At 34.8% G+C, this 23,360-nt stretch carries 22 protein-coding genes and 1 tRNA gene; 17 read left to right on the forward strand and 6 right to left on the reverse strand.

Going from position 1 to position 23,360, the window contains the following annotated elements; genetic code table 11:
- Positions 1-101: 101 nt before the first annotated feature.
- From CCY99_RS06215 to CCY99_RS06275, 12 genes are all read left to right on the forward strand, one after another.
- Positions 102-1,211 carry an FtsW/RodA/SpoVE family cell cycle protein gene (locus tag CCY99_RS06215; protein WP_112060559.1) on the forward strand — a complete coding sequence of 370 codons (1,110 nt, stop codon included), beginning with the start codon at positions 102-104 and terminating at the stop codon, positions 1,209-1,211.
- 97 nt (positions 1,212-1,308) lie between these two features.
- Positions 1,309-1,385: transfer RNA gene (locus tag CCY99_RS06220), tRNA-Ile, on the forward strand.
- 156 nt (positions 1,386-1,541) lie between these two features.
- Complete coding sequence (locus CCY99_RS06225) at positions 1,542-2,177, forward strand: thiol:disulfide interchange protein DsbA/DsbL (protein WP_258443692.1); 636 nt, start codon at positions 1,542-1,544, stop codon at positions 2,175-2,177.
- 547 nt (positions 2,178-2,724) lie between these two features.
- On the forward strand, positions 2,725-3,387 hold the full coding sequence (gene dsbI, locus CCY99_RS06230) for a protein-disulfide oxidoreductase DsbI (protein WP_112060561.1): 663 nt from the start codon (positions 2,725-2,727) through the stop codon (positions 3,385-3,387).
- Between the two features lie 812 nt (positions 3,388-4,199).
- A complete protein-coding gene (locus CCY99_RS06240) occupies positions 4,200-6,029 on the forward strand; it encodes an aryl-sulfate sulfotransferase (RefSeq protein WP_112060563.1) in 1,830 nt (609 codons plus the stop codon).
- A 207-nt stretch (positions 6,030-6,236) separates the two neighbouring features.
- A complete protein-coding gene (locus tag CCY99_RS06245; protein WP_258443676.1) occupies positions 6,237-6,488 on the forward strand; it encodes a hypothetical protein in 252 nt (83 codons plus the stop codon).
- Positions 6,460-8,145 carry a CDP-glycerol glycerophosphotransferase family protein gene (locus CCY99_RS06250; RefSeq protein WP_258443678.1) on the forward strand — a complete coding sequence of 562 codons (1,686 nt, stop codon included), beginning with the start codon at positions 6,460-6,462 and terminating at the stop codon, positions 8,143-8,145. Before CCY99_RS06245 ends, CCY99_RS06250 begins: the two co-directional genes overlap by 29 nt.
- Complete coding sequence (locus CCY99_RS09585) at positions 8,142-10,985, forward strand: YidC/Oxa1 family membrane protein insertase (protein WP_181646865.1); 2,844 nt, start codon at positions 8,142-8,144, stop codon at positions 10,983-10,985. The genes CCY99_RS06250 and CCY99_RS09585 overlap by 4 nt, the downstream gene beginning before the upstream one ends.
- On the forward strand, positions 10,986-11,222 hold the full coding sequence (locus CCY99_RS06260) for a hypothetical protein (protein WP_112060564.1): 237 nt from the start codon (positions 10,986-10,988) through the stop codon (positions 11,220-11,222).
- Between the two features lie 52 nt (positions 11,223-11,274).
- Positions 11,275-11,988 (forward strand): class I SAM-dependent methyltransferase, encoded by a 714-nt coding sequence (locus tag CCY99_RS06265; protein WP_346436933.1) that lies wholly within the window; start codon positions 11,275-11,277, stop codon positions 11,986-11,988.
- A complete protein-coding gene (locus CCY99_RS06270) occupies positions 11,954-12,184 on the forward strand; it encodes a hypothetical protein (protein ID WP_181646866.1) in 231 nt (76 codons plus the stop codon). Before CCY99_RS06265 ends, CCY99_RS06270 begins: the two co-directional genes overlap by 35 nt.
- Before the next feature lie 299 nt (positions 12,185-12,483).
- Positions 12,484-13,752: an MFS transporter gene (locus CCY99_RS06275; protein ID WP_181646867.1), complete on the forward strand. Its 1,269-nt coding sequence runs from the start codon at positions 12,484-12,486 to the stop codon at positions 13,750-13,752.
- 18 nt (positions 13,753-13,770) lie between these two features.
- Here CCY99_RS06275 and CCY99_RS06280 read toward each other — a convergent pair whose 3' ends face one another.
- The 6 genes from CCY99_RS06280 to CCY99_RS06305 are packed head-to-tail and all read right to left on the reverse strand — an operon-like array spanning position 13,771 to position 18,705.
- The gene (locus CCY99_RS06280) at positions 13,771-14,724 is read right to left on the reverse strand and encodes a hypothetical protein (protein WP_112060568.1); all 954 of its coding nucleotides are present in this window, start codon (positions 14,722-14,724) and stop codon (positions 13,771-13,773) included.
- A complete protein-coding gene (gene folP / locus CCY99_RS06285; RefSeq protein WP_112060569.1) occupies positions 14,724-15,827 on the reverse strand; it encodes a dihydropteroate synthase in 1,104 nt (367 codons plus the stop codon). Before folP ends, CCY99_RS06280 begins: the two co-directional genes overlap by 1 nt.
- Positions 15,824-16,501 (reverse strand): DNA polymerase III subunit delta', encoded by a 678-nt coding sequence (locus CCY99_RS06290; RefSeq protein ID WP_112060570.1) that lies wholly within the window; start codon positions 16,499-16,501, stop codon positions 15,824-15,826. Before CCY99_RS06290 ends, folP begins: the two co-directional genes overlap by 4 nt.
- A complete protein-coding gene (locus tag CCY99_RS06295) occupies positions 16,473-17,018 on the reverse strand; it encodes a HobA family DNA replication regulator (RefSeq protein WP_112060571.1) in 546 nt (181 codons plus the stop codon). Before CCY99_RS06295 ends, CCY99_RS06290 begins: the two co-directional genes overlap by 29 nt.
- Positions 17,015-18,220, reverse strand: a complete 1,206-nt coding sequence (locus CCY99_RS06300; RefSeq protein ID WP_112060572.1) for an aspartate kinase — start codon at positions 18,218-18,220, stop codon at positions 17,015-17,017. Before CCY99_RS06300 ends, CCY99_RS06295 begins: the two co-directional genes overlap by 4 nt.
- Positions 18,221-18,222: 2 nt before the next feature.
- A complete protein-coding gene (locus CCY99_RS06305) occupies positions 18,223-18,705 on the reverse strand; it encodes an RNA pyrophosphohydrolase (RefSeq protein ID WP_112060573.1) in 483 nt (160 codons plus the stop codon).
- A 68-nt stretch (positions 18,706-18,773) separates the two neighbouring features.
- On the opposite strand from CCY99_RS06305, the gene hemW reads away from it, so the two are divergent.
- The 5 genes from hemW to cysE all read left to right on the forward strand — a co-directional run bounded on the left by hemW (position 18,774) and on the right by cysE (position 23,354).
- Positions 18,774-19,805, forward strand: a complete 1,032-nt coding sequence (hemW, locus tag CCY99_RS06310) for a radical SAM family heme chaperone HemW (RefSeq protein WP_112060574.1) — start codon at positions 18,774-18,776, stop codon at positions 19,803-19,805.
- 69 nt (positions 19,806-19,874) lie between these two features.
- Positions 19,875-20,324, forward strand: coding sequence for an rRNA maturation RNase YbeY (gene ybeY, locus CCY99_RS06315; RefSeq protein WP_112060575.1), 450 nt, complete (start codon positions 19,875-19,877; stop codon positions 20,322-20,324).
- Positions 20,315-20,698 carry a hypothetical protein gene (locus CCY99_RS06320; RefSeq protein WP_112060576.1) on the forward strand — a complete coding sequence of 128 codons (384 nt, stop codon included), beginning with the start codon at positions 20,315-20,317 and terminating at the stop codon, positions 20,696-20,698. The genes ybeY and CCY99_RS06320 overlap by 10 nt, the downstream gene beginning before the upstream one ends.
- Before the next feature lie 116 nt (positions 20,699-20,814).
- Entirely contained in the window at positions 20,815-22,662 is a 1,848-nt protein-coding gene (gene speA, locus CCY99_RS06325) for an arginine decarboxylase (RefSeq protein ID WP_112060577.1), read from the forward strand.
- Positions 22,662-23,354: a serine O-acetyltransferase gene (gene cysE, locus CCY99_RS06330; protein ID WP_112060578.1), complete on the forward strand. Its 693-nt coding sequence runs from the start codon at positions 22,662-22,664 to the stop codon at positions 23,352-23,354. The genes speA and cysE overlap by 1 nt, the downstream gene beginning before the upstream one ends.
- Positions 23,355-23,360 lie beyond the last annotated feature (6 nt).

A 23,360-nucleotide genomic window follows, 5' to 3' on the forward strand; every position in this document is an offset into this window, starting at 1 on the left:
ACTCTATTGATATTTTCTATATTTTTTATATATAATCTTGGAATTTTAACCAAATTATCACCTTTTTTATCATAATTTCACCATTTAAGGGGTTTTTACTATTGCTTAATATTGATAGAAGAATTATCGCACATTTTGATTACTTGCTAGTATTTACTACATTACCAATAATACTACTATCAATGATGCTTGTATATGAAGTCGCCCCTAATCTTATGGTAAAACAAGTAATCTACATTTCAATCACATTTGCTATTAGTGTTATAATATTTATTCTACCTATAAGACGACTCTTTTGGCTTATCCCATTTTATTATTGGTTTGCAATAATACTACTTATTTCAGTTGAGTTTATAGGCGTTACAAAATATGGTGCACAACGATGGATTGAGCTTCCATTATTTGGAATGTCTATCCAACCAAGTGAGATAATAAAAAGTGCATTAATATTAATGTTAGCCTACAATGTCGCAAATGACCCGCCACCAAAAGATGGCTATCATCTAAAAGGATTCTTAAAACATTCATTTTTCATATTACTTCCAGTTGTTTTAGTAAAGATTCAACCAGATTTAGGAACAGCAATATTAATTTTCATCGTTGGCTATGGTATTTTATTCTTAGTTGGTATTCGTAAGCAAATAATGATTGCGATATTTTTCATATCATTAATAATAGCCCCAATCGTTTATAGCAATCTCCAAGATTACCAAATAAAGCGTATAGAGCAATACCTAAGCGACAAGCCACAATATCAAGTGCAACAATCAATGATTGCGATAGGAAGCGGTGGCATTATAGGCAATGCCCTCGAGAATGCTACACAAGCACAGCTTAAATTTCTCCCCGTGCCAGAGAGTGATTTTATATTTGCATATTTTATGGAAAGATTCGGGCTAATCGGTGCAATTATCTTATTATCTCTATATCTATTATTGATACTACATTTATTTATATTAAGCTTTTTTCACAAAAAAGATAGGGTCTTGCAAGTATTAAGTGCTTCGCTTGGATTTTTAATATTTATTCACTTATCTGTAAATATTTTAATGACTATAAAATTAGCACCAGTTGTTGGAGTTCCTATGCCATTTTTTAGCTATGGCGGAAGTAGCTTTTTGACATTTGGGATACTATTTGCGATATTGCAGAATCTACTTGCTTTTAGATTTATCTTTGAGTATAATTCGTTTCCTTTTAATAAAAAATAAAGCATAATTTATCTATGTTTTTCATCTTTTTTCTTACTAAAAACAAATCAAGCTTTTTAGAAAGTTTTGGCTTTTTAGAAAGTCTTGTATATTTTTAGGACCTTTAGCTCAGCTGGTTAGAGCTATCGGCTCATAACCGATAGGTCGCAGGTTCGAGTCCTGCAAGGTCCACCACACACTTCAAATAATCCAAATTTATTTAATTTTTACAATAACTAAAATAAATGATTTTTTTGTTATTTTTTTGTCCTATAATTTGGCAATGTTGTTAAAAGCAACAATAATTTTTTTTAAGGAGAAAATATGTCATTAAAAAGAAGTTTAAAAATAATGGCTTTAGCTACCATTTTTGGCTTTATGAGTTTATATGGAGCCGTTGTTGAGGGAAAAGATTATATTGTATTAGAAAAAGAGATTCCAGATTCTAAAAACACATTAATTAAAGTCTTTAGCTATGACTGCCCATTTTGCTATAAATACGATAAGAGCGTAACTCCAGCAGTTGTCAAAAAACTCCCAAGCGGAATGGTTTATGAGCCATACCACCTAAAAACAAAGGGGAAATACGGAGCACTCGCAAGTGAAGTTTTTGCCGTGATGCTAGTAGAAGATAAAAAGGCTGGGGTAAATGATATTTTCAGCGATAACTCAAAATTCAAAAAAGCGAAAATGGCGTATTATCAAGCCTATCACGACAAAAGAGAGCGATGGGGCGATGGGGCGAATCCAGATGCATTCTTAAAAACTGGTTTAGATGCGGTTGGTATGAGTAAAGCGGACTTTGAGAAGCTAAAAGAAAGTCAAGATGTGAAAAATCTTTTATCCAAATGGGACGCCTCATATGATGTAGCAAAAGTGCAGGGAGTGCCAGCATTTGTGGTGAATGGCAAGTATCTAATACTTACAAAATCCATTCGCTCCATTGATGGAATGGTAGAAACTATCAAGGAATTAAGTGTGAAATAAATGCAACTTGGGGCATTTGGAATAATGGTAAAAGATTCAAACCATAAAATCTAATCTTTTAAATTACTATACGATTTTAAAAGGTGGACTAAGATTCTGTGCTAACGCTTGGAATCTTTAAGAATCTTTATGGGATTTTTATAGCTTAGAATCTTAGGGATTTTTTGAGCTGAGTTTTTATTGCTTTTTTAGAGCGGTGGGCGATAAAATCGAGGGCGAAGCCCTCCACCAAATAAAAAAGTAATTAAAAAATATTTTATTGTTTATTTTTAAAGACTTTTGCCTTTAAAAATACATTTAATGTTACCAACCACCGCCTTTTTTGGTGTAAGGTTACGCCTCGCACACATTTTTTTTATCGCTATGCGATTTTAAAGATAAACTAAGATTCTATGCGAAGCATCAAAAAAGCGTCGGGAAGGAGGTTAGCAGGAAACTTAGCTATCGCTCGTTTTATACGAAGCTAGGCTTTCCTGCCCTTTTTTAAAAAGGCTTAATACTTATTAAAAAAATAATTTCGTTTTAAACGAAAACAAAAGGGTCAATTATGAGCTTTTTCAAACGCATATGGAGGGATTTCAAGGAATCCCCAATTAAGCAAATCGCAAAATGGCAAGATTGTAGATTCTTGTGGCTTTTAATGACATTTGTGAGCCTAGCCCTAGTAATCGTGGCACATTCGCTATTTCAACACTATGTTTATATGGCACCGTGCGAGCAGTGCGTCTATATTCGATTTGCATTTTTCGTAATGTTTTTTGGTGGCGTAATCGCTGCAATCAAGCCTAGCAATGTGGTTTTAAAGCTAATCGGCTATGTGCTTGGATTCTACGGGATTATCAAGGGGCTAATGTTTAGCGTAAAATTAAACGCCATTCACAAAGCAGTCCATAGCGACGACCCGTTCGGCGTGCAAGGCTGTTCGGCTGAGCCTACATTCCCCTTTGGGTTGCCACTAGATGCGTGGTTCCCAGATTGGTTTAAGCCTACTGGGGACTGCGGATATGACAATCCAATCGTGCCAGAGGGCGTGGAGTTGAGTTCGTTACAGCAATGGCTGGTGGATTTTTACAGCGAGGGCTGGTATTTGGTGCCGAAATATCACTTTATGAATATGGCTCAAGCTTGTGGTCTTGCCTATGGCGTGTGCTTAATCGCACTTGGGGCGATGTTTGTTTGCTGGGTTATTACGGCGGTTCGTAAATCTTAGATTTTAAGGCAAAAGCCTTGAATTTGGCACACTTTGTGTAAAAACGCCGTTTTAAAGTTTTAAGTGGCTTAAATGCAATATTTTAATATTTTGGTAAATTTGGAATCTCCTAAGATTCTGCGTTCTTTAACATTTCGGTTCAAGGGGAGGGCAATGGTTAAAGCGGTAAATTTGCTAAAGGCAAAGCCTTTATAAAGTCGCTTTTCCAACAGAATCTTTACTTTTCGTTTCAAGGCAATTTATTTAGTAAAGGGGGGACAAGGGGGCTTGAATTGCGAAATCGCTCCCCTTATCCCCCCTTTGCTTCGCAATCCCCCCAAACCCCCGATGACGCTTCTTTCGGTATCCGTGCTAACGCACGGAAACTTAAGAAGTTAATCTAAAAATCGCTAAAGCGATTTTTCATAAAATTCTTAATCCTGTGCGAAGCACGACCCTTGTTCTCGCCCCTTGCGTGTGCAAAAATCGAGAAAAAAAGGGAGCAGAAGTACCTCCCGCTCGATTTTTGCAAAGCAAGGGAAATGCGAGGCTCTCCCCTTATTTGTAAAAAAAGCGGAGCTTTTTTGGCGTAAGGGGAGCGGGGATGGGTTAAAGCCCTTTTTGCGAGAAAAAGAACTTAGGAGAAGCGTAAACGAGGAAATGGATTCGCTTAAGAAAATTGTCTTTAAAGAATCCAGATTCCGCCTAAATTAATATTTTTTTAAGATTCCTGCCTTAAAGCGTGGCGAAATCACCCTAAATCTCAAGTATGTAGATTCGCCTAAAATCTATATACTTGAGCTTTAGCTCAAATTCAACATTAAGGAAGAACGATGAGAAGATGTGGCTTTTTTGCAAAAATCGCATTGCTTGGTATGCTATCAAGTGCTTTGTTTGCAATTGGCGGACCTAGTGGTGCAAAGCAGGATTATATAATCACTGGGAAAATTGGAGCAGTGGCACTCAATCCATATGGGATAGCCCCACTGACTGCAGTTATCAAAGACGGCGGATATGTGATTGAAAACGCCAAGGTTACAATAATGCCTAAGGAAAACGGACAGGTTATAAGCTACAGCGTGGCAAATGCCAAGTTGAAATTACACGGCGGAATCCCAGTCTTTGGGCTTTATCCAAACTTTGCAAATATGGTAAATGTCGAATACGACAGAATCTATAATGGCAAAAGGGAAACAATCAAAGAAACATACAGAATCCCAACAAGCGGAGTTTATATCGAAATGGCTGGATATGGCAAAGCTGGGACATTTTTTGATGATATTTCAGTAAATAAGGTCGATAGCGAGTTTGGCGATAGATTATACTTAGTAAATAATATGGAAAATAAGAGTGCTATAGGCACACAAATCGTGTGGAACAACCCAACTGGCGGTGCTTTAGAGTGGAACTACTATCCAAGTGTATTTATTTTGGATACAACAGGCGAGGTGCGATGGTATCTCTTGGCTGATAGAATCTACAATCTAAAATCCGCATTTCACGCTGGAGTTATGATGGGATTCAAACAAAATGTCGATGGAGCCTTATCTTGGGGATATGGACAGCGATATGTGAAGTATGACATTATGGGGCGCGAGGTTTTCAACAGAGAGCTTCCAGCTGGATATATCGACTTCTCGCACTCTATGGATAACTCGCCAAATAGCAATTACTTCCTAAGGGTCGCAAATGCCAACTACAAGCGAGGTGATGGGAAAAATGTGCGAACTGTGCGAGATGTAATCGTAGAAGTGGATAAAGATGGGAATGTGGTCGATGACTGGCGATTGTATGATATTTTAGACCCATATAGAGATGTAAATATCAAGGTGCTAGACCAAGGTGCAGTGTGCCTAAATATCGACGCTTCACAAGCTGGACATACGCTAAGTGCCGAAGATTTGGCAAAGCTTGATGAAAATGATAAATTCGGCGACATCGTAGGAAGCGGACCGGGTAGAAACTGGGCGCATGTAAATAGCGTAGACCACGATGCGGTAGATGACTCCATTATCATTAGCTCTCGCCACCAAAGTGCGATTATTAAGATTGGCAGAGATAAGCAAGTCAAGTGGATACTAGGAAGCCCAGAGGGCTGGAGCGATAAGTATAAAAACAAGCTCCTAACGCCAGTAGATTCCAAAGGCAATAAAATCAATTGCGATGGCTCAAAATGCCCGGGTTATCTAAATGAAAATGGCGGATTCGACTATACTTGGACGCAACATACGGCTTTCAAAATAGATTCTATGTCAAAGGGCAATATTATCTATGTATCTGCGTTTGATAATGGCGATAGTAGGGGTATGGAGCAACCAGCACTGCCAACTATGAAATACTCTCGTGCGGTGGTCTATAAAATCGACCAAAAGAAAATGACCGTCGAGCAAATCTGGGAATACGGCAAGGAAAAGGGAAGCGATTGGTATAGCTCGGTTACAAGCCTAACAGAATATCAAGTGGATAAAAACTCGATTTTTGCGTATTATGCGACTGCTGGAATGCAGTTTGACATCGCAACAGGTATGCCAACAGGAACTCCAAATCCAGTTATTGCGGAATTTAAATGGGGTGCAAAAGAGCCATCGGTTGAAATTCGTATGAAAAATGCAATGGGCTATCAAGCATATCCATTTAGCGTAAATAAGGCATTTGGGAAATAGAATAAGCATAAATAATTGCTAGTATATTAGCTTTTAAAAATGGGGGAATCTTAGATTCTCTCATTTTATTTTATTTACAGATATAAAAATCTTAATTTTAGCGATTATCCATAAAATCACTTTAGGCAAATATATATTTAAGCCCATTTTTTGTAGAATCACCCTTTTATTTTTGAAAATTTACTATAGAATTTATAAGGATAAGGCTTGGATAGAATCTTAACATTGAATAGAATCTTAATAAAATCATTGGTTTTAATCGCACTTTTTCAAAACACTCTATTTGCATATTTAGACCCAGCAAGTGGCTCTCTTTTGCTCTCATCAATTATTGCGATATTCGTGTCAGTCGCCTTTTTCTTTAAAAATCTTTTTTATAAAATCATAAATTTTTCTCCAAGATATGCACTTAGCTCTCTTTCATCGATAAATGGGGGGGGGGAATCGCGAAAATTCTAATTCGCAGATTTTAAACGCCCTAGAAAATCTCAAAAATCCAGATTCCACAAACCCACAAAATCCAAACTCTCCAAACTCCATTGTATTTTACAGCGAGGGAAATCAGTATTACCCCACATTTAAGGGGATTTTAGACTTTTTAGATAGATTTTCTTACCCATATATTTACTACACTTCAAGCCAAAATGACCTAGCATTAAAGCGAGATTCTGCCAATAAATCCGCCAAATTCGAGTTCATCGGCACGGGGAATAAAGCCTACACAAAGCTAAACTTCCTTAAAGCCGATATGCTTATCCTAACCACACCTGGGCTAAATGTCCTTCATATCAAACGCACCAAAGGCGTCTCCCACTACTGCCACATCGTGCATTCGCTGACTCCTATGACTTATCGCGTTTTTGGGGTGGATTATTTTGATAGCGTTTTGGTAACAAATGAGATTCAAAAAAACTTCGTGCGAGATGTGGAAACCGCCCACAATGTAGCAAAAAAATATATCGCTGTAGTTGGCTCAACTTATTTAGATGAGCTAAATAAAAAATATCGCTCAATCGCTAAAGATTCCATAGATTCCGCAGAATCCGCATTTATTTCGCAAGATTCCGCCACATTTGCAGAATCTGAAAACCCGGGCGAATCTAAAAACCACGCCAAATCTAAAAACCCCATTGAATCCAAAAATTCCGGCAAATCTAATCAATCTATAGAATCTAAAAACCACATAGATTCCGCAGATTCTAAAGATTCCACAGATTCCACAAATTTAGCAGAATCTGTAGCCCACGCAAATCCCATAACTCTCCCAGATTCCAGCAAGAAAACTATTCTCATCTCGCCTTCGTGGGGCAAGGAAACACTTCTTAGTAAATATGGGCTTAAGCTCTTAATGCCACTTGCAAAAAGTGATTTTAACATCATCATTCGCCCACACCCACAGAGCCTAATTAGCCCAATTGAACGCCAAAATATCGAGCATTTAAAAGAGGCTTTGGGAGCCTATAAAAATGTCATTTGGGATATTGGGACGCCAAATATCTATGCTTTTTTAAGGGCGGATTTGATGATTTCAGATTTCTCAAGTGTGATTTTTGACTTTCTCTGTCTTGCTAAAAAGCCCATTTTGACGCTTGATTTTGAGTTTGACCCAGCGGGATATGATGTGGCTGATGTGGAGCATTTTTGGACTTTTGAGGTTTTGGAGCAAATCGGCGGGAAAATCAAGGAGAGCGATTTTGAAAATATCAGCGAGATTATCCGCAAAAATCTCAACTCAAAGGCAAAAAGTGAGACTATTAAAAAGGTTAGGGAATCTCTCTGGCGATACCCAAATATCGCAGGGGAAATGGCTGGAATGGAGATTTTAAAAATTCATCGACAGATATTATTAAATCGCTTAGGGGCGTTTAAAGGCACTTTTGAAAATCTTAAAAAGCTAGATTCTGTGCTTGAAAATGCCACAGATTCCGCAGAATCTACAAACTTCGCAGAATCTAAAGATTCAGCAGATTCCCCATATTTAGCAGATTCCACCTTGCGAGTTTCCATAGATTCCACAGATTCTACAAACTTCACAGATTCCAGCGAATCTATAAGCCCCAAAATTTCCCCATATTCCGCAGATTCCACACAAATGCAAATAGGAGAATCCAAATGAGTGAAATTCTATTTTACATTTTCATTTATCCGCTTTATAGCATTATAAATTCTTTGCTTATGGGCTTAGGTTGGGCTTTTGGCAGTTATGGCTTGGGCATTATCGCACTTAGTTTAATTATAAATATTTTCCTTTTTAAACTAACGCAAATTACCAACCAAAAAGCCGCCAATTTTTACGCACTCAAGGCAAAATGCGACTTAAAAGTAAGGGAATTTAAGCGGATTTTTAAAGGTGCGGAGTTGCAAAGCTATATTCGCATATTATACGCGCAACATCACTACCACCCTATTTTTGCTCTAAGTGCCTTAGGTGGGCTTCTCATACAAATTCCATTCTTTTTGGCGATGTGGTTTTTGGTGGAGGGCGTGAGCTTTGGAAATGCTGCAAATATGAGCGTGGAGGGGGCGGAGTTTCTAAAGGGGGCGAGTTTTCTTTGGATTAGCGATTTAAGTAAGCCGGATAGCCTTTTTGGGATTCACATCTTGCCAATTTTAATGAGTGTTTTTAGCCTTTTTAATGTGTTTTTAAACTCGCATGATAAGGGAGCTAGGGCTCAAGGTGGCATTATCACGGTTGTTTTTCTAATTGTGCTTTACAATGCCCCGAGTGCGTTGGTCTTGTATTGGACTACAAATATGGCATTTGGGGTGCTTTGGCGACTAGTTTCAAAAGTGCCACTTAAGAGTTTATTTATAAAAATTCTAGGTTTTCCATTTGCCATTATTAGGGCGATTTCGCCATTTTTTAAACATTTTCCAAAATTATTATTAAAGCCCTTTTTTAAGCCAGATTTAGCCAAGCTTTCCACATACCGCACTTGCGGGATTTTTGCGATATTAAATATATTTTTTCTTATATTTTTATATTCGCCTTTTAGCCTTTATAGTAGCGATATTAGGCAGTTTGAGGCTTCGCAACTGCCGATAGCCCTAAGCGCTCTATTTGGCTATTTCGCTCTTTTTAGTTTGCTTGGGATTTATATTTATAGCTTTTTTTATCGCTCTAATTTTCTCAAAATCGCCCTTTATGCTCTAAATTTCACGCTAATTCTTGGCATAATCTACACATTTATTTTAGTTGGCGATTATGGGGCGATGGATAGATTTATCTTGCAAAAGCTCCCATTTGTCGACCCAAATTATAGATTTCAAAAATATTTATTTGCATTATTATCAGCATTTATCGCTGGAATCTTGGGGCTTTTAATGCTTCGTTTAGTAGCAGTTTGGAAGATTCTATTTTGCGTGATTTTTATACTAAATGGCATAAATTTATTTAATATCTATAGCGATTCCACATTGCAAGATTCCGCTAAAGTCGCCCAAGATTTTATAGATTCTATAGATTCTATAGATTCTAAAATCGCCCAAGATTCTACAAACCCACAAGATTCCCAAGATTCTAGCACTCAAGCAGATTCCAACGCCCCATATACAACAGAGCTTTTATCATATTCCAAAACGCAGAAAAATATCGTAGTTTTGGTGCTAGATATGTTTAGCGGCTCCCATATGCCCTATCTTTTGGAGCAATTTGGATTTGGCGAAGCATTCGATGGATTTACATTTTTTAGCAACACTCTCTCCCCTACAAACTCCACGATTCACAGCATGTCAACGCTTATTAGTGGCGAGTATTATCACCCGCTAAATATGAACCAAAGGGGGCAGAATCTCCAAGATGAAATCACAAAAGCCTTTGGCGAAATGGCAAATAATTTTGCGAATAATGGCTATCTTGTGAGCTATTTTCTAACGTTGCCATTGAGTAATTGGAATAATAACGACATTGCCAAATATGCGAATGAAAGTATTTTTTATGTGGGCGATGCGAATGCATTTAACAGCTACTACACGACGAAACTTAATCTAAAAGAAGAAATCGCAAATTTGCGAGAGAAAAATAAGCACGCAAGTATAATCCAGCTTTATAGCTATGGGCTTTTTCGCTTTTCCCCTGAGCTATATTTCCGCCCTAGAATCTATAATAATGGCTTATGGCTACTTAAAATGGAGAATCTGCAAAATGCCCTAGCCTCCATTGCTTACACTTCATCGCTCTACACTTTCACGCATAATGGCAATACAGATTCCACAAAGCCCACTTTTAAATTTCTCCATTCGTTGATGACGCATATGCCTTTTGGAATGTATTTTGATAATACTTCAAGCGATGATAAAAATGGCGAAATTGGCGGAAATAAATATGGCAAATGCGTATTTTTCGATGAGCGAACTGCATGGGAAGATACGCCAAAAAATGCCAAGATAGACTTTCCAAGCGAAGTAAGTGCCACATTCTACCGCCAGCACTACGATACGGCAGCTTGTGCCTTAAGCTATGTGGTCGATTACATCGAGTGGCTAAAAGAAAATGGAATCTATGATAATACGCAGATTTTTATCCTAAGCGACCACGGCGGAGACGCCCCTATAAGCGTGAAATCCACTCGTGCCGATGCACTTTTGCTTTTTAAGGATTTTAACGCTCGTGGGGAAATGAAAGTAGATTCAAAGCTTATGGCAAATTATGATATTGCAAGTATTTTCTGCGAGAATCTACCAAATGGCTGCAAAAATGTCGCTCCCAATATCCTAAAAAACTACCCTAAAAATCGAAGCCTAATCCACACTATCCCAAAATCGTGGATTTTAGAAGAGCATAAAACAAATCAATGGATTTTAAATGGTGCATATAAGATTCAAGGGAATCTCTACAATCCGCAAAGCTGGGAAAAACTCGAGCTTGAAAATAATATGATTAAAGATAGTGGGCTTGGAGATTCCGCGATTGGAGATTCTGCGATTGTTGGGGACAAAATAAAAAAAGGAGAATAAATGAATTTTAAAAATTACTGGGAAAAATACTATAAAAAGCATAAAAATCCGGAGGGAAACTCGCTATTTGCGGAGTTTGTGCTAGGACATTTGCAAAAGCAATTGTGTTGGAAAGATGCGAATCTGCATTTAATTCCGCACTCAATGGAAAATGGAGAAAAAACGCTAGATTCCACGCAAATACGCCTTTTAGAGCTGGGGGGGGGGGAATGGCAGAGACGCCCTATATTTTGCTAAAAATGGCATAGCTACCACTTCAATCGACCAAGCGGAAAGTGAAATAAAGTATTTGCAAGATTATGTTGCAAAACTCGCAGAATCTAGCAAATCTGGCGAATTTGTGGAATCTATGGAATCCGCAATAAAATCTAAAGTAGAATCTATGGAATCTGTAGAATCTAGCACAGAATCTAACGCAAAATCTAGCGAATCTATGGAATCTAACTCAAAGTGGAAAGCAGAATCCGGCGAATCCGCCGAATCCAATCTTACAAAATCTAAAACTCCAAATCCAAACTTCATCGCCGGCGACTTCACAAAGCTAGAATCTTTTAAATTTAGAGATAAATTTGACTGCATTTATTCCCGCTTCACGCTCCATTCAATCGATAAAAACGCCCAAGATAAAGTCCTAAAAAATTGCATAAAATATCTAAAAATAGGCGGAATCCTAGCAATCGAAGTGCGTGGCAAAAAGAACTCGCTATACAAAAAAGGCTTAGAAGTCGAAAAGGACGCATTTATCTATGAGGAGCATTATAGGCGATTTTTGGACTTTGGGGAAACTTGTGAGTTTATAAATGGGATTTGCGAGGCGGATTCTAATGGGGATTCTAAAACGGATTCCAGCGTGGATTCCCACATAGATTCTAATGAAATTTTCAACGGCTATTCTAGTGCAAATTTCAATGTAGATTCTAGTGTAGTGTGTGGAATAAATGCTAATATTAATTCTAATATGGGGGGGGGTGCGATTTGGATTGTGCGAGAAATTGGATTCTAACAAGAATTTAAGTGTGGATTCTAATGTGGATTCTAGTTTAGATTCCAGCTTGGATTTGAGTGAATCTAGCGAAGATTCCAGCAATTTAGACTATATTTTTAAGATAATTTATAGTGCCGAGAAAAGGGGATTTGCCCCATATAAAAATGAAAATGACCACTTTATCCGCATCCTAGCTCAAAAAATCGCCAAATAAAAAACACTTAAGAAACACTACATTAATGGCAAATATCTACACAAATAAACCACCTTTATAAAGCTATAGCCCATATAAATACAAACTAGCATAAAATCCAAGCAAATTTTATTTGCATTCTTGCTTATTGATTATCTTATTTTGAAACTTTTAAGATTATCTTTTAATGGCAATTTTGCTAAAATCTAAATTTAACAATGCTATTAGAGACTTGCATAGTATTTTAACTGCTTTTTGATAATCTAAAGGCTTCTGCCAAAAACACTAATGCCTTTTCTAAAACAATAAGGATAATGAAAATGAATGAAAATCTTAAAAAATCCCAAAATACCTTAGGTTTTAAGGATATTCGCTATACGAAAATATTTTATTTTGCCTTATTTTCTATGGCTGCGATGACTGTTTTGGGTAGCACTGCGATTGCCCCGAGCTTACCAAATCTACAAGCACATTTTAAAAATGTTGACAAAATCGAGGTGCTAAGTAAGCTTGTTTTGACTATGCCTGCGATTTTTGTTGTGATTGTGTCTCCGATTAGTGGTTTTTTATTTGATAAATTTGCTAGATTGAAGTTGATTTTCCCTTGTATTATTTTATGGAGTATTAGCGGAGTGGCGGGATTTTTCCTAGATAATGTTTATTATATTTTGATTTCTAGGGCGATTTTTGGGATTGCTACGGCGTTTGTTATGACTGGCTCATCTGCCTTAATTGCAGATTATTATAAGGGGATTCGACGAGAAAAGGCTTTAAGTATGCAGGGCTTTTTTAATGCGTTTGGCGGGGCATTATTCTTAGTGCTTGGCGGAATTTTATCAAATATCGGTTGGCAATATCCATTTTTGGTATATTTTCTTGGCTTTGTGATTTTTATACTAGCATTAAAATATCTATTTGAACCAAAGCGAATCGCTCAAACAAAGCCAAAAAAACAAGATTCTAGTGAATCTAAACTTGCTATAGAATCCAAAACTACTACAAAAGATTTAAGCAATTCTGGATTCCATTTTTGGACATTTTTCCCTGTTTATACATTTGGATTTTTAGGTATGGCGATGTTTTACATTGTGCCTACACAAATGCCTTTCTTTATCATCTCGATATTGCATAAAGGCGGGGAGCTAGTTGGAATCTCACTTGCGATTTCATCTATTTTTACTGCGATTAGTTCGCTTTTTTATGCGAGACTTAGGCAGTATTTTAGATTGGAATATATGTATTGTATCGGCTTTATGTCTATGGGATTTGGATATTTCCTAATTAGCATTTTTCATAATTATGTTTTATTGCTTGTAGGATTGATTTTCATAGGGGCGGCTTTGGGGATTCTGCTTGTTTCTGGAAGTTCGTGGCTTTTTTCAATGACAAATGATTATAATCGTGCCAAAGCATTTGGATTCTTGGTGAGTGCAGTTTTTATGGGGCAATTCCTTTCTCCTATAATAACCCAACCCGTTACAAATCTAGTCGGCTTAATCGATATGTTTTTGGTATTTTCGATGTTCTTATTTGTGCTTGGTGTGGGATTTTTGATTAAAGGGATTAAAGGAATGAAAAAGAAATTTTAGCCCAATGAAGTTAATTTATTATTTGAATTTATTCCATTCTTTTTGTGCTGCTTGAAATTTATTTTCAAATAATGGGTCTTCATTTCTCAAATAAACTTTAAGATTATATAAACATTCACTGCTTACATCTTCTATAACCTGCACTACAAGGGCATTAAACACATCATTATTATCTTCATACAATGCTTTTTTAAATAGATTTATATATTTTTCAAAATCCTCTTTATCTTTTTTCTCATCTACTTCTTTTTGTCTAATTGATGTTAAAATATCCATCAAATCTTCTTTTGTCATATCATCAAGCTCTTTTTTGGAATACGCATTACTTATCTCTCTTAATCTTGCTATTAACTCCTGCTTATCTTTTGAGCTGGTAAAAAATCGTTTATAGTTAGATTCCAAATCTTGTGGTAAAAAATGACTTATGATATATTTCTTTGTATTTGTTATCCTATCTATACTAAGTGCGATTTTGGTATCTTGCAGTTGAGATAATATATCTTTTAAAAGCCCTGTTTCATCTCTCTTTGTTTCAATAAAATCTATGAATGATATGGCTTCTTCTTTTGGCATAAAATTAATCCTATTTTCTATGCTATCTAGCAATATTTCTTGATATTCTCTATATTTTATCTCTAGCATAAAAAGCGATTTTTCAATGATATTATCACTAATATTATTTATCACAATATCGCGGATACTATCATATGGATATTTTTGCAATAATGTATAAAATACATTGTATAGATTCTCTGTATTTGAGATTTCTTTTTTAATATCCTGCTCCATCTCATCTAAATTAATATTTTTTATATGCTTTTCCTTACTATTATAGGCTATAAAACCCCTAGTCCATTCCGCCATTGTTTGTTTAAATAATTTTTCTAATTCATCGTCATTTAGGGATTTAATATTTGTTTTATTGTGTTGTTCTAATTGCTTTATTATCGTATCTCTTCGCTCGGCATTCATTATCTAAACTCATTTATAATCTTAAACATATCCAAATGCTCCTCCACATCGTGGCAACGAATGATATTTGCACCATTGTTTAATGCTATTTGATGCAGTGCTAAAGTTCCGCTAAGCCTATTTGTAGCGTCTTTAGAAAGTATTTCTCCAATAGTCGTTTTCCTACTAGCTCCAACCAAAAGCCTATATCCAAAGTGAAGAAAATGCTCTAAATTATCTATTAGCTCAAGATTCTCATATTTATTTTTACCAAAACCAAATCCAATATCTAAGATAATATTTTTTATGCCATATTTATCTAAAAGCTCTATTTTCTGTGTGAAAAAGTCATCTAATTCTAATATGATATTATCCTTAGTGTGGGGATAAATCCAACTATTATGCATAAGAACAACATCGCTTTGAAATTCTTTTGCTAGAGATATTAATCGCTCATCTTTTAGTGAATAAACATCGTTGATAATCCTAAATCCCCGTTCAAGGCAGAATCTAATTGTTTCAAAATTATAACTATCAATGCTAAATACCGCTTTTTTGGTAAAATCCTCTAAAGCTATTATTGCTTCCTTTATGCGATTTAATTCTATAGTGGAATCTACAAACTCACTGCCCGGTCTTGATGAAACACCGCCAATATCGATAATATCCACACCCAAATCAATCCATTTATTGACTTTTTGCAAAATATCATCAATCTTTATAATCCTAGAATCCTCATAAAAAGAATCCTCTGTTATGTTTATTATCCCCATAATTTTTGGTTTGGAATCTGGATTCTTTATATGAGTTTGGAGTGTTTTTGCGATATTTTTTAATCCAAAATCCTGTATTTTACATTTCTGTATTATTCGCTCTAATTGGCTTTGAGTGGCAATTAAGATTCCGCTATAGGTTTTATTTTGTGATAAAATCGCTTCTTTTGGAGTGATAAAATCCCCGCCCACACTTATAGATTCTTGCTTTAGGATATGCATAGCAGGTAATCTTAGATTATTTATTTTAAAATAAAAGATTCTGCCTTTTTTCATCGCTAGATTATTCGCAAACTCTGTTGCCCCAATATTTTCTAATTCTTTTAGATTTTTTAATCTATAGATATTCATATTTTGCCAATTTTATGAGATTTAATTCGCCTTTGATGCTCTAAAATCATAAGTAACAATGCTAAAAATATATACCTAGCCATTCCTCCACGCTCTATTTGGCTTATGGCTTCACTGAAATAATTAAGCTCATTTTGATTTAATATAATATTTGACTTTTTAACGCTAAATAAAAGATTCTCTATTTTTTGCCTACTTTCTTCTTTTGGGACATAATTTAGATTTTTTACAAATTCTGTGATGGATTTAATATTTAGATTATTAATATCCAAATCAAAATCATTTCTAATAATTTTTGATTTCTTATTTGTGATAATCATACGAGATAAAATAGTAGGTAAAATCGCATTTTTAGATTTTGTAATCAAAATAAACTTTATATTATGTGGTGGCTCCTCTAGAATCTTAAGCAAAGCATTCTGTGCTTCGATATTAAAATTATCCCCAGCAATTACTACGCATTTCTGCGTATTTGATGATATATAACTCTCATTTATAACATCTCTAGCATCATCTATTTTAAAATCGATTTTATTATAAGAATCGCATTCTTTGGGGAAGATTCTGTGATTGGGATATGTTTGTTTTATAGAATCTATTTGGGAATCTACATCATTTGTGAGAATAATTTCACCAATATCTATTTTAGCTTCCATAATCATCACTAATTTCATTAAACATTACTGCATCAATAGTCCTATCTAGAATCTTAAATAATTGCAATAACTTAACATCAGAGCCACTATCGCTAGAATTCATATTAAAAGCTGTATGCAAACTACCATCAAACGCCCAAATAAAACTACTTTGATGGTCTGTCGCAAGCTTCACTAATCTATTATTAGCATATCCTATATACCAAATAGTATATCTATCATCAAAAGCAACGCTTAGCATATCTTCTATAAGCGGTAAATCTATATCTTGGCATTTAGGAAGCATAGATTCTAAGGTAATAATAGGGATTAGCGGTCTCCCTTTATTGGCATTTATTGTTTGTAATACATACTCGCAAAACCACTTTTTTTGCAAATCCGAACATAGGATAATGGTATTACCATTGATAATATTTTTTGCAAATCTATATGCGATTTGACACCAATCAAATCGTCGCTCCTCAAACCAACCCATAGCAATACCATCTTTACGAGCTAATTCAAGCGTCCAATTCGCGAAAGCTAAATCATTCATTTGTCTAAATCGTAAGCCGAATGCAATGCTCTAACCGCTAATTCAGCGTATTTTAAATCAATTATCATAGATATTTTTATCTCACTTGTGCTAATCATCATAATATTAATGCCCTCTTTTGCCATTGTGCCAAAAGTTTTACTAGCAACCCCAGAGTGGCTTTTCATTCCAAGTCCTACGATAGAAACTTTTGCAATATCTTCATCAAATTCTACACTTTGAGTTGAGTGCTTAAAATCATCAAGAATCCTTTTTGATAATGCAATATCTGTTTTTGGAATCGTAAAATCAATATCTGTTTTTCCATCTCTACCGATTGTTTGAACTATCATATCTACATTAATATTTGCATTTGCTAACGAAGTAAATAATTCCGCTGCAATTCCGGGCTTGTCATCAACATTTACAATACTTATTCTTGCTTGATTTTTATCTAGTGCAATGCCTGTTATAATCGGCTTCTCCATAATTTCCTCCTCATTTGTTATAAGTGTCCCCATATTATCATTAAAAGAATTGCGGGTGATAATTTTTACATTTAGTTTTTTTGCTAACTCAACTGAGCGATTAAGCAAAACCTTAGCCCCAAGTGATGCTAACTCCAGCATTTCATCATAACTTATTTTGTCAATTTTTCTAGCTTTATCATCAATACGCGGGTCAGTCGTAAAAACGCCATCAACATCTGTATAAATCTCACATAAATCTGCCTTTAATGCCCCAGCAAGTGCCACTGCGGATAAATCGCTACCGCCTCTACCAAGTGTTGTTGTATGTCCATCAATGCTTTGCCCTTGGAATCCAGCCACTACGACTATATAATCTTCTTTTAGATAATTATTTATTATTTCTGTATTTACCTTATCAATCCTAGCTTTTGTATGTGCTGTGTCTGTTATTATTCCTGCTGCCCTGCCACTTAATCCAACAGCTTTATAGCCAAGTTTATCCAAAGCGATAGCTAAAAGAGAGCTTGTTACAATCTCCCCTGTGCTTAATACCTTATCAACTTCTCGCTCATTTGGCAATGTGTTAAGATAGGTTGCAAATCCTAATAATTTATCAGTTTCGCCACTCATCGCTGAAACGACTACTACAAGACTATTTCCCTGCTCTTTTACACTTACTATTTTTTTTGCTACATTCTCTATCCTAGAGCAATCCCCAACACTTGTTCCGCCATATTTTTGCACTATAAGCATTTTTAAATATATCCTTCTTTCTTAAAATATTCTAATACTTTTTTATAAATTGGTCTTTTAAAATATACTGTATTATGAAAAATTTTATCATAATCTACAAATTTATATCTCATAAATTCGGGTGTTTGTGTGTCTAAATTAATGCTAGATTCATCTCTAATTTTTACCAAAAAATATTTTTGCATTTGACCTTTAAATGGATACATTTTTCGGCTAATTACTCCAGATGGAAAATTATATCTAAGCCACTCTGGATACTCAGCTAGAATCTCAACATTATCTGTTCCTATCTCTTCTTTTAGCTCACGATAAAGGGCATTTATCGGTGTTTCTCCATCATCAATGCCACCTTGTGGAAACTGCCAAATATTACGAACATTTTTTATATCATTTCTTTGTGCTATGAAAAATTCGCAAACTTCAGGATATTTTGTTGATAATATTATAGCCGCCACATTTGGACGATATTGTTCTTGGTTTTGCATAATAATCCTAAATAATTTTAAAACAAATTCTATAAAAAAATGTATAAAAACTAACTAAGAGAAAATATTTGTTACTTTATATTCATATTCCATTTTGTGATTCTAAATGTGGTTATTGCGGTTTTAACTCGCTTACAAACAAACTAGATTCTAGTAAAATCTATCTAGAATCGTTGAAATTAGATTTAATAGAAATGCTACAAAACACAAAAGAAATAGAAACTATATATATCGGTGGAGGGACGCCAAATACACTAAATCCAAGTGATTATGAAGAGATTTTTAAGATATTGCAAAGCTATATTACAAATGATACGGAAATTACTATCGAGCTTAATCCAAATCAGCATAAAGAATCTTTGCCATTATTTAAAAATCTAGGCATTAATCGCTTTAGCATAGGAGTGCAAAGTTTTAGAGATGAAAAGCTTAGATTGCTAGAGCGAAACCATAATCCAAAAATCGCCATTGAATTTATAGAAAATGCTATAAAATGTGGCATTTCTACAAGTATTGATATGATTTATGATACAAAACTAGATAATGCTAAGAGTATAAAAGATGAGCTAAAACTCGCAAATAGCTTGGGTGTCGGGCATGTCTCTTGCTATGCTTTAAGCATTGATAAAAACTCAAGATTCTACACTAAACATAAAAATCCCATATTAAATAACACCCTTTGTTACGAAATAAAAGAGATTCTGGAATCTTATAATTTTCATCAATATGAGGTTTCAAATTATGCTAAAACACATAAAAGTAAGCACAATCTAGGCTATTGGCAGTATAAAGAATATATTGGAATTGGGCTTGGTGCAGTTAGTAGAATACAAAATAAGCGAATATATAAACAAAATGACTTTCACTCATATATAAAAAATCCACTACAAATACTAGAAGAAAAGCTAAGCAATGAAGACAAAAGATTGGAGAGAATCTTTCTTGGGCTTAGAAGTGAAGTGGGTGTGGATATTTGTGATATTTACAATAAAAGCAAACTAGATATTTTATTAGATTCTAAAAAATGCAAGAAAGTAGATTCTAGAATCTATGCTACAAACTATTTTCTAGCCGATGAGTTAAGCTTATGGCTTATGTAAGATTCCTTTTTGGATTCCATATTTTAAGATAAAATAACACAAATTAAGATTGCAAATCGAAAGAATGAAATGATACATTTTATAAATCAAACTAATATGGAAATACAAAAAGAAATATTAGATTTTCTAAACATAATAAAAAATGACATTTGTAACAATGAAGTTGAACTTGTAGTGGTTAATAGCGATGAGATTAGACGATTAAATAGGGAGTTTTTAGGTAAGGATTATGAAACTGATGTTTTATCTTTTGGGCTTGATTATAGTGGCATAAAATTACCAAATCCGCCACTTGGAAGTATTATTATATCGATAGATTCTGCTATTAATGTGTCAAAGCAATATAAGCATTCATTACGCGATGAATTTGCGATTTTATTTGTGCATTCATTATTACATTTGCTAGGATATGACCACGAGATTGATGATGGAGAACATAGACAAAAAGAGATTGATATTCTAAAGCAATACAATATTTTTAGTCCGCTTATACAAAGGAGTTTAGAATCTTGCAAATAATATTAATTAGCATTTACATTATTTTGGAATTAGTAGAATTTTGGAGTGTAAAAAATGCAAATAACGCATATAGCTATATCTATATATTTGTAGAAAAATTCCACAAATCTAAGATATTGTTTATACTAAATAATCTAAGTTTTTTCTATATTTTATTCCTTATTTTTGCACTCGATATAAATGGATTCGGCGTTATTGTGGCTGGAATCTTTAAATTTTTTGATATTGCGACAAAACTTTGGTTTATAAATAAAGATTATGTTTTAGATGAACTTAAGATTATGCTAGAGAATTTTAAGATGAGTTTTTGGGTGAAATTCTTAAATCCATTATCATATATTTTATTAGTTAGTATTGGAATAATCCTACGATAAATCTCACTCAAGCATAAAAGTAAGATATAACTTTAAAAATTTAAAATTATTTTAATTTTAGCAATATATATTGATATAATAAGAAGTTTTAAAGACTAATTTATAAGGATAAATTTGTGTTTGATTATGGAATTAATTTTTGGGGTAGAGGCGATTTTATCATCGAAGATGGCAAGGTAAAACTTGGGACAAATCCAAAAATTGCAATTATTGACATTGTAAATAAAGCTCGTGAAAATGGATATAAAGGACCTTTGCTTATAAGATTCCCACATCTTATTCAAAAGCAATTAGATAAGTTATTTAATTCTTTTCATTCATCGATTAAACAATATAAATACAAGGGGACTTTTAGTGCTGTTTTCCCGCTTAAAGTTAATCAATTTCCAAATTTCATTCTGCCATTAGTTGAGGCATCTATGGATAAAGATTATGGATTAGAGGCTGGGAGTAAAGCCGAGCTAATAATTGCAATGGCTTATACAAATCTAAAATCGCCTATAACAGTGAATGGATTCAAAGACAAAGAGATGATAAATCTAGGATTTATCGCTTCAAATATGGGGCATAATATTACGCTTACCATCGAGGGTTTGAATGAGTTGCAAACGATTATCGAAGTAGCAAAAGAAATGGGAGCACCATATCCAAATATTGGACTTAGAATCCGCTTGCATTCTATGGGAAGTGGAGTTTGGGCAAAGAGTGGCGGGATTCACTCAAAATTTGGATTAGCTTCAAATGAGCTTTTGGAAGCTGTAAATATGCTAAAAAAATCCAATCTAATATCACAATTTACGATGATTCACTTTCATATAGGTAGCCAAATAAGAGATATTTCACCGCTTAAAAAAGCCCTAAGGGAGGCTGGGAATATCTATGCTGAACTTCGTAAAATGGGTTGCGAAAACTTGAGCGTCGTAAATATCGGCGGAGGCTTAGCAGTCGAATATACCCAGCACGAGGGGCATAATAATCGAAATTATACGCTTGATGAATTTAGTGGCGATGTGGTATTTAGCCTAAAAGAAATCGCAAAAAATAAAAAAGAGCCAGAGCCGGATATTTTCATCGAAAGTGGTAGATTTATAGCGGCATCACACGGGGTATTAATAGCACCTGTTTTGGAGCTTTTTTCACAAGAATATGACGAACAAAGCTTAAAACTAAAAGAAAAAAATCCAAAGCTAATCGAGGAATTGCTCGACCTTTACAATAGCATAAATGAACGATACGCAATGGAATATCTCCACGATAGCCTAGACCATATGGAATCCTTGCTGACGCTTTTTGAGCTAGGATATATCGATTTGACTGATAGGAGTAATTGCGAGATTCTCGTGCATTTGATAATTAAAAAGGTCATAAATATCTTGCAACACAAAAATCACAATGAGATTATTAGAATCCAAGAGCAGATTCAAGAGCGATATTTGCTAAATTGTAGCTTTTTCCAAAGTATGCCGGATTATTGGGGATTGGGACAAAACTTCCCCGTTATGCCACTAGAAAAGCTAAATATCCACCCTACTAGAACAGCATCTTTATGGGATATTACCTGCGATAGCGATGGGGAAATTAGCTTTAATAAAAATACGCCACTATTTTTACACGATGTGGATATAAAAAAGGAAGAATATTTTCTTGGCTTTTTCTTGGTTGGGGCATATCAAGAAGTGCTTGGTATGAAGCATAATCTTTTCACGCACCCGACGGAGTTTAGCGTGGTTTTAGATGATGAGGAAGATTGTGGATATGTGATAGAAAATCTACTTGAAGCACAGAATATCTTAGATGTGCTAGATGATTTGGATTATGATACAAAAGAGATTGAGCGGCGATTGAAACAGCGAATAGATGAATCTACCGACCTAAATGATGAGTATAAAAAAGAAGTTTTAGGGCAATTATACATTATGCTTAGTGAGAATGGATATTTACGCACAATAGGGAAAAATATCTAATGGGCTTATTTAGCATAATAAAAGAGGATTTTGCAACAGTCAAAAAATCCGACCCTGCGATAAAATCGAATATTGAGCTTTTTTTTAATTATCCCGGATTAATTGCGATAGTGCATTATAGGATAGCACATAAGTTATACACAAAAAATATGAAGGTTTTCGCGAGAATCTTAATGGGTTGGACGCAGTTTATTACTAATATTGACATTCACCCAAGTTGCATAATAGGCAGACGAATATTTATCGACCACGGAATTGGCGTAGTAATAGGCGAAACAGCGATTTTAAAAGATGATATTACCATTTATCAAGGTGTTACTTTAGGTGGAGTTAGTTTAGAGCAGGTTAAGCGACACCCAACTATTGAAAGTGGCGTTACAATCGGGGCTGGAGCAAAGATTCTAGGGAATATAACAATCGGTGAAAATGCGAAAATTGGAGCGAATTCTGTTGTTATAAAAGATGTCCCACAAAATACAACCGCAGTTGGAATCCCAGCAAGAGTAATACAAAAAGGTAGAATCCAAGAATCTAGTGCTATGAATAAGATTCCAGATATTGATAGGCAATTATTTAATTATATATTACAAAAAATTGAGATTATAGAATCTAAACTAAAAGAAGATTGCAAAAAAGAAACAAAAGAACTTGATGAAATATATGATAGCTTTATAAAAACCATAAAAGATTAAGCGATT

This window comes from Helicobacter sp. 16-1353 (assembly GCF_003288815.1).
Taxonomy (GTDB): Bacteria; Campylobacterota; Campylobacteria; order Campylobacterales; family Helicobacteraceae; genus NHYM01.

What these genes read in the sequence shown, in the direction of transcription:
- CCY99_RS06225 (WP_258443692.1), top strand. Translation starts at nt 1,542, where the DNA reads ATGGCTTTAGCTACCATTTTTGGCTTTATGAGTTTATATGGAGCCGTT.
- dsbI (WP_112060561.1), top strand. Translation starts at nt 2,725, where the DNA reads ATGAGCTTTTTCAAACGCATATGGAGGGATTTCAAGGAATCCCCAATT.
- CCY99_RS06240 (WP_112060563.1), top strand. Translation starts at nt 4,200, where the DNA reads ATGAGAAGATGTGGCTTTTTTGCAAAAATCGCATTGCTTGGTATGCTA.
- CCY99_RS06250 (WP_258443678.1), top strand. Translation starts at nt 6,460, where the DNA reads ATGGGGGGGGGGAATCGCGAAAATTCTAATTCGCAGATTTTAAACGCC.
- CCY99_RS09585 (WP_181646865.1), top strand. Translation starts at nt 8,142, where the DNA reads ATGAGTGAAATTCTATTTTACATTTTCATTTATCCGCTTTATAGCATT.
- CCY99_RS06260 (WP_112060564.1), top strand. Translation starts at nt 10,986, where the DNA reads ATGAATTTTAAAAATTACTGGGAAAAATACTATAAAAAGCATAAAAAT.
- CCY99_RS06275 (WP_181646867.1), top strand. Translation starts at nt 12,484, where the DNA reads ATGAATGAAAATCTTAAAAAATCCCAAAATACCTTAGGTTTTAAGGAT.
- CCY99_RS06280 (WP_112060568.1), bottom strand. Translation starts at nt 14,724, where the DNA reads ATGAATGCCGAGCGAAGAGATACGATAATAAAGCAATTAGAACAACAC.
- folP (WP_112060569.1), bottom strand. Translation starts at nt 15,827, where the DNA reads ATGAATATCTATAGATTAAAAAATCTAAAAGAATTAGAAAATATTGGG.
- CCY99_RS06290 (WP_112060570.1), bottom strand. Translation starts at nt 16,501, where the DNA reads ATGAAATTAGTGATGATTATGGAAGCTAAAATAGATATTGGTGAAATT.
- CCY99_RS06295 (WP_112060571.1), bottom strand. Translation starts at nt 17,018, where the DNA reads ATGAATGATTTAGCTTTCGCGAATTGGACGCTTGAATTAGCTCGTAAA.
- CCY99_RS06300 (WP_112060572.1), bottom strand. Translation starts at nt 18,220, where the DNA reads ATGCTTATAGTGCAAAAATATGGCGGAACAAGTGTTGGGGATTGCTCT.
- CCY99_RS06305 (WP_112060573.1), bottom strand. Translation starts at nt 18,705, where the DNA reads ATGCAAAACCAAGAACAATATCGTCCAAATGTGGCGGCTATAATATTA.
- ybeY (WP_112060575.1), top strand. Translation starts at nt 19,875, where the DNA reads ATGATACATTTTATAAATCAAACTAATATGGAAATACAAAAAGAAATA.
- cysE (WP_112060578.1), top strand. Translation starts at nt 22,662, where the DNA reads ATGGGCTTATTTAGCATAATAAAAGAGGATTTTGCAACAGTCAAAAAA.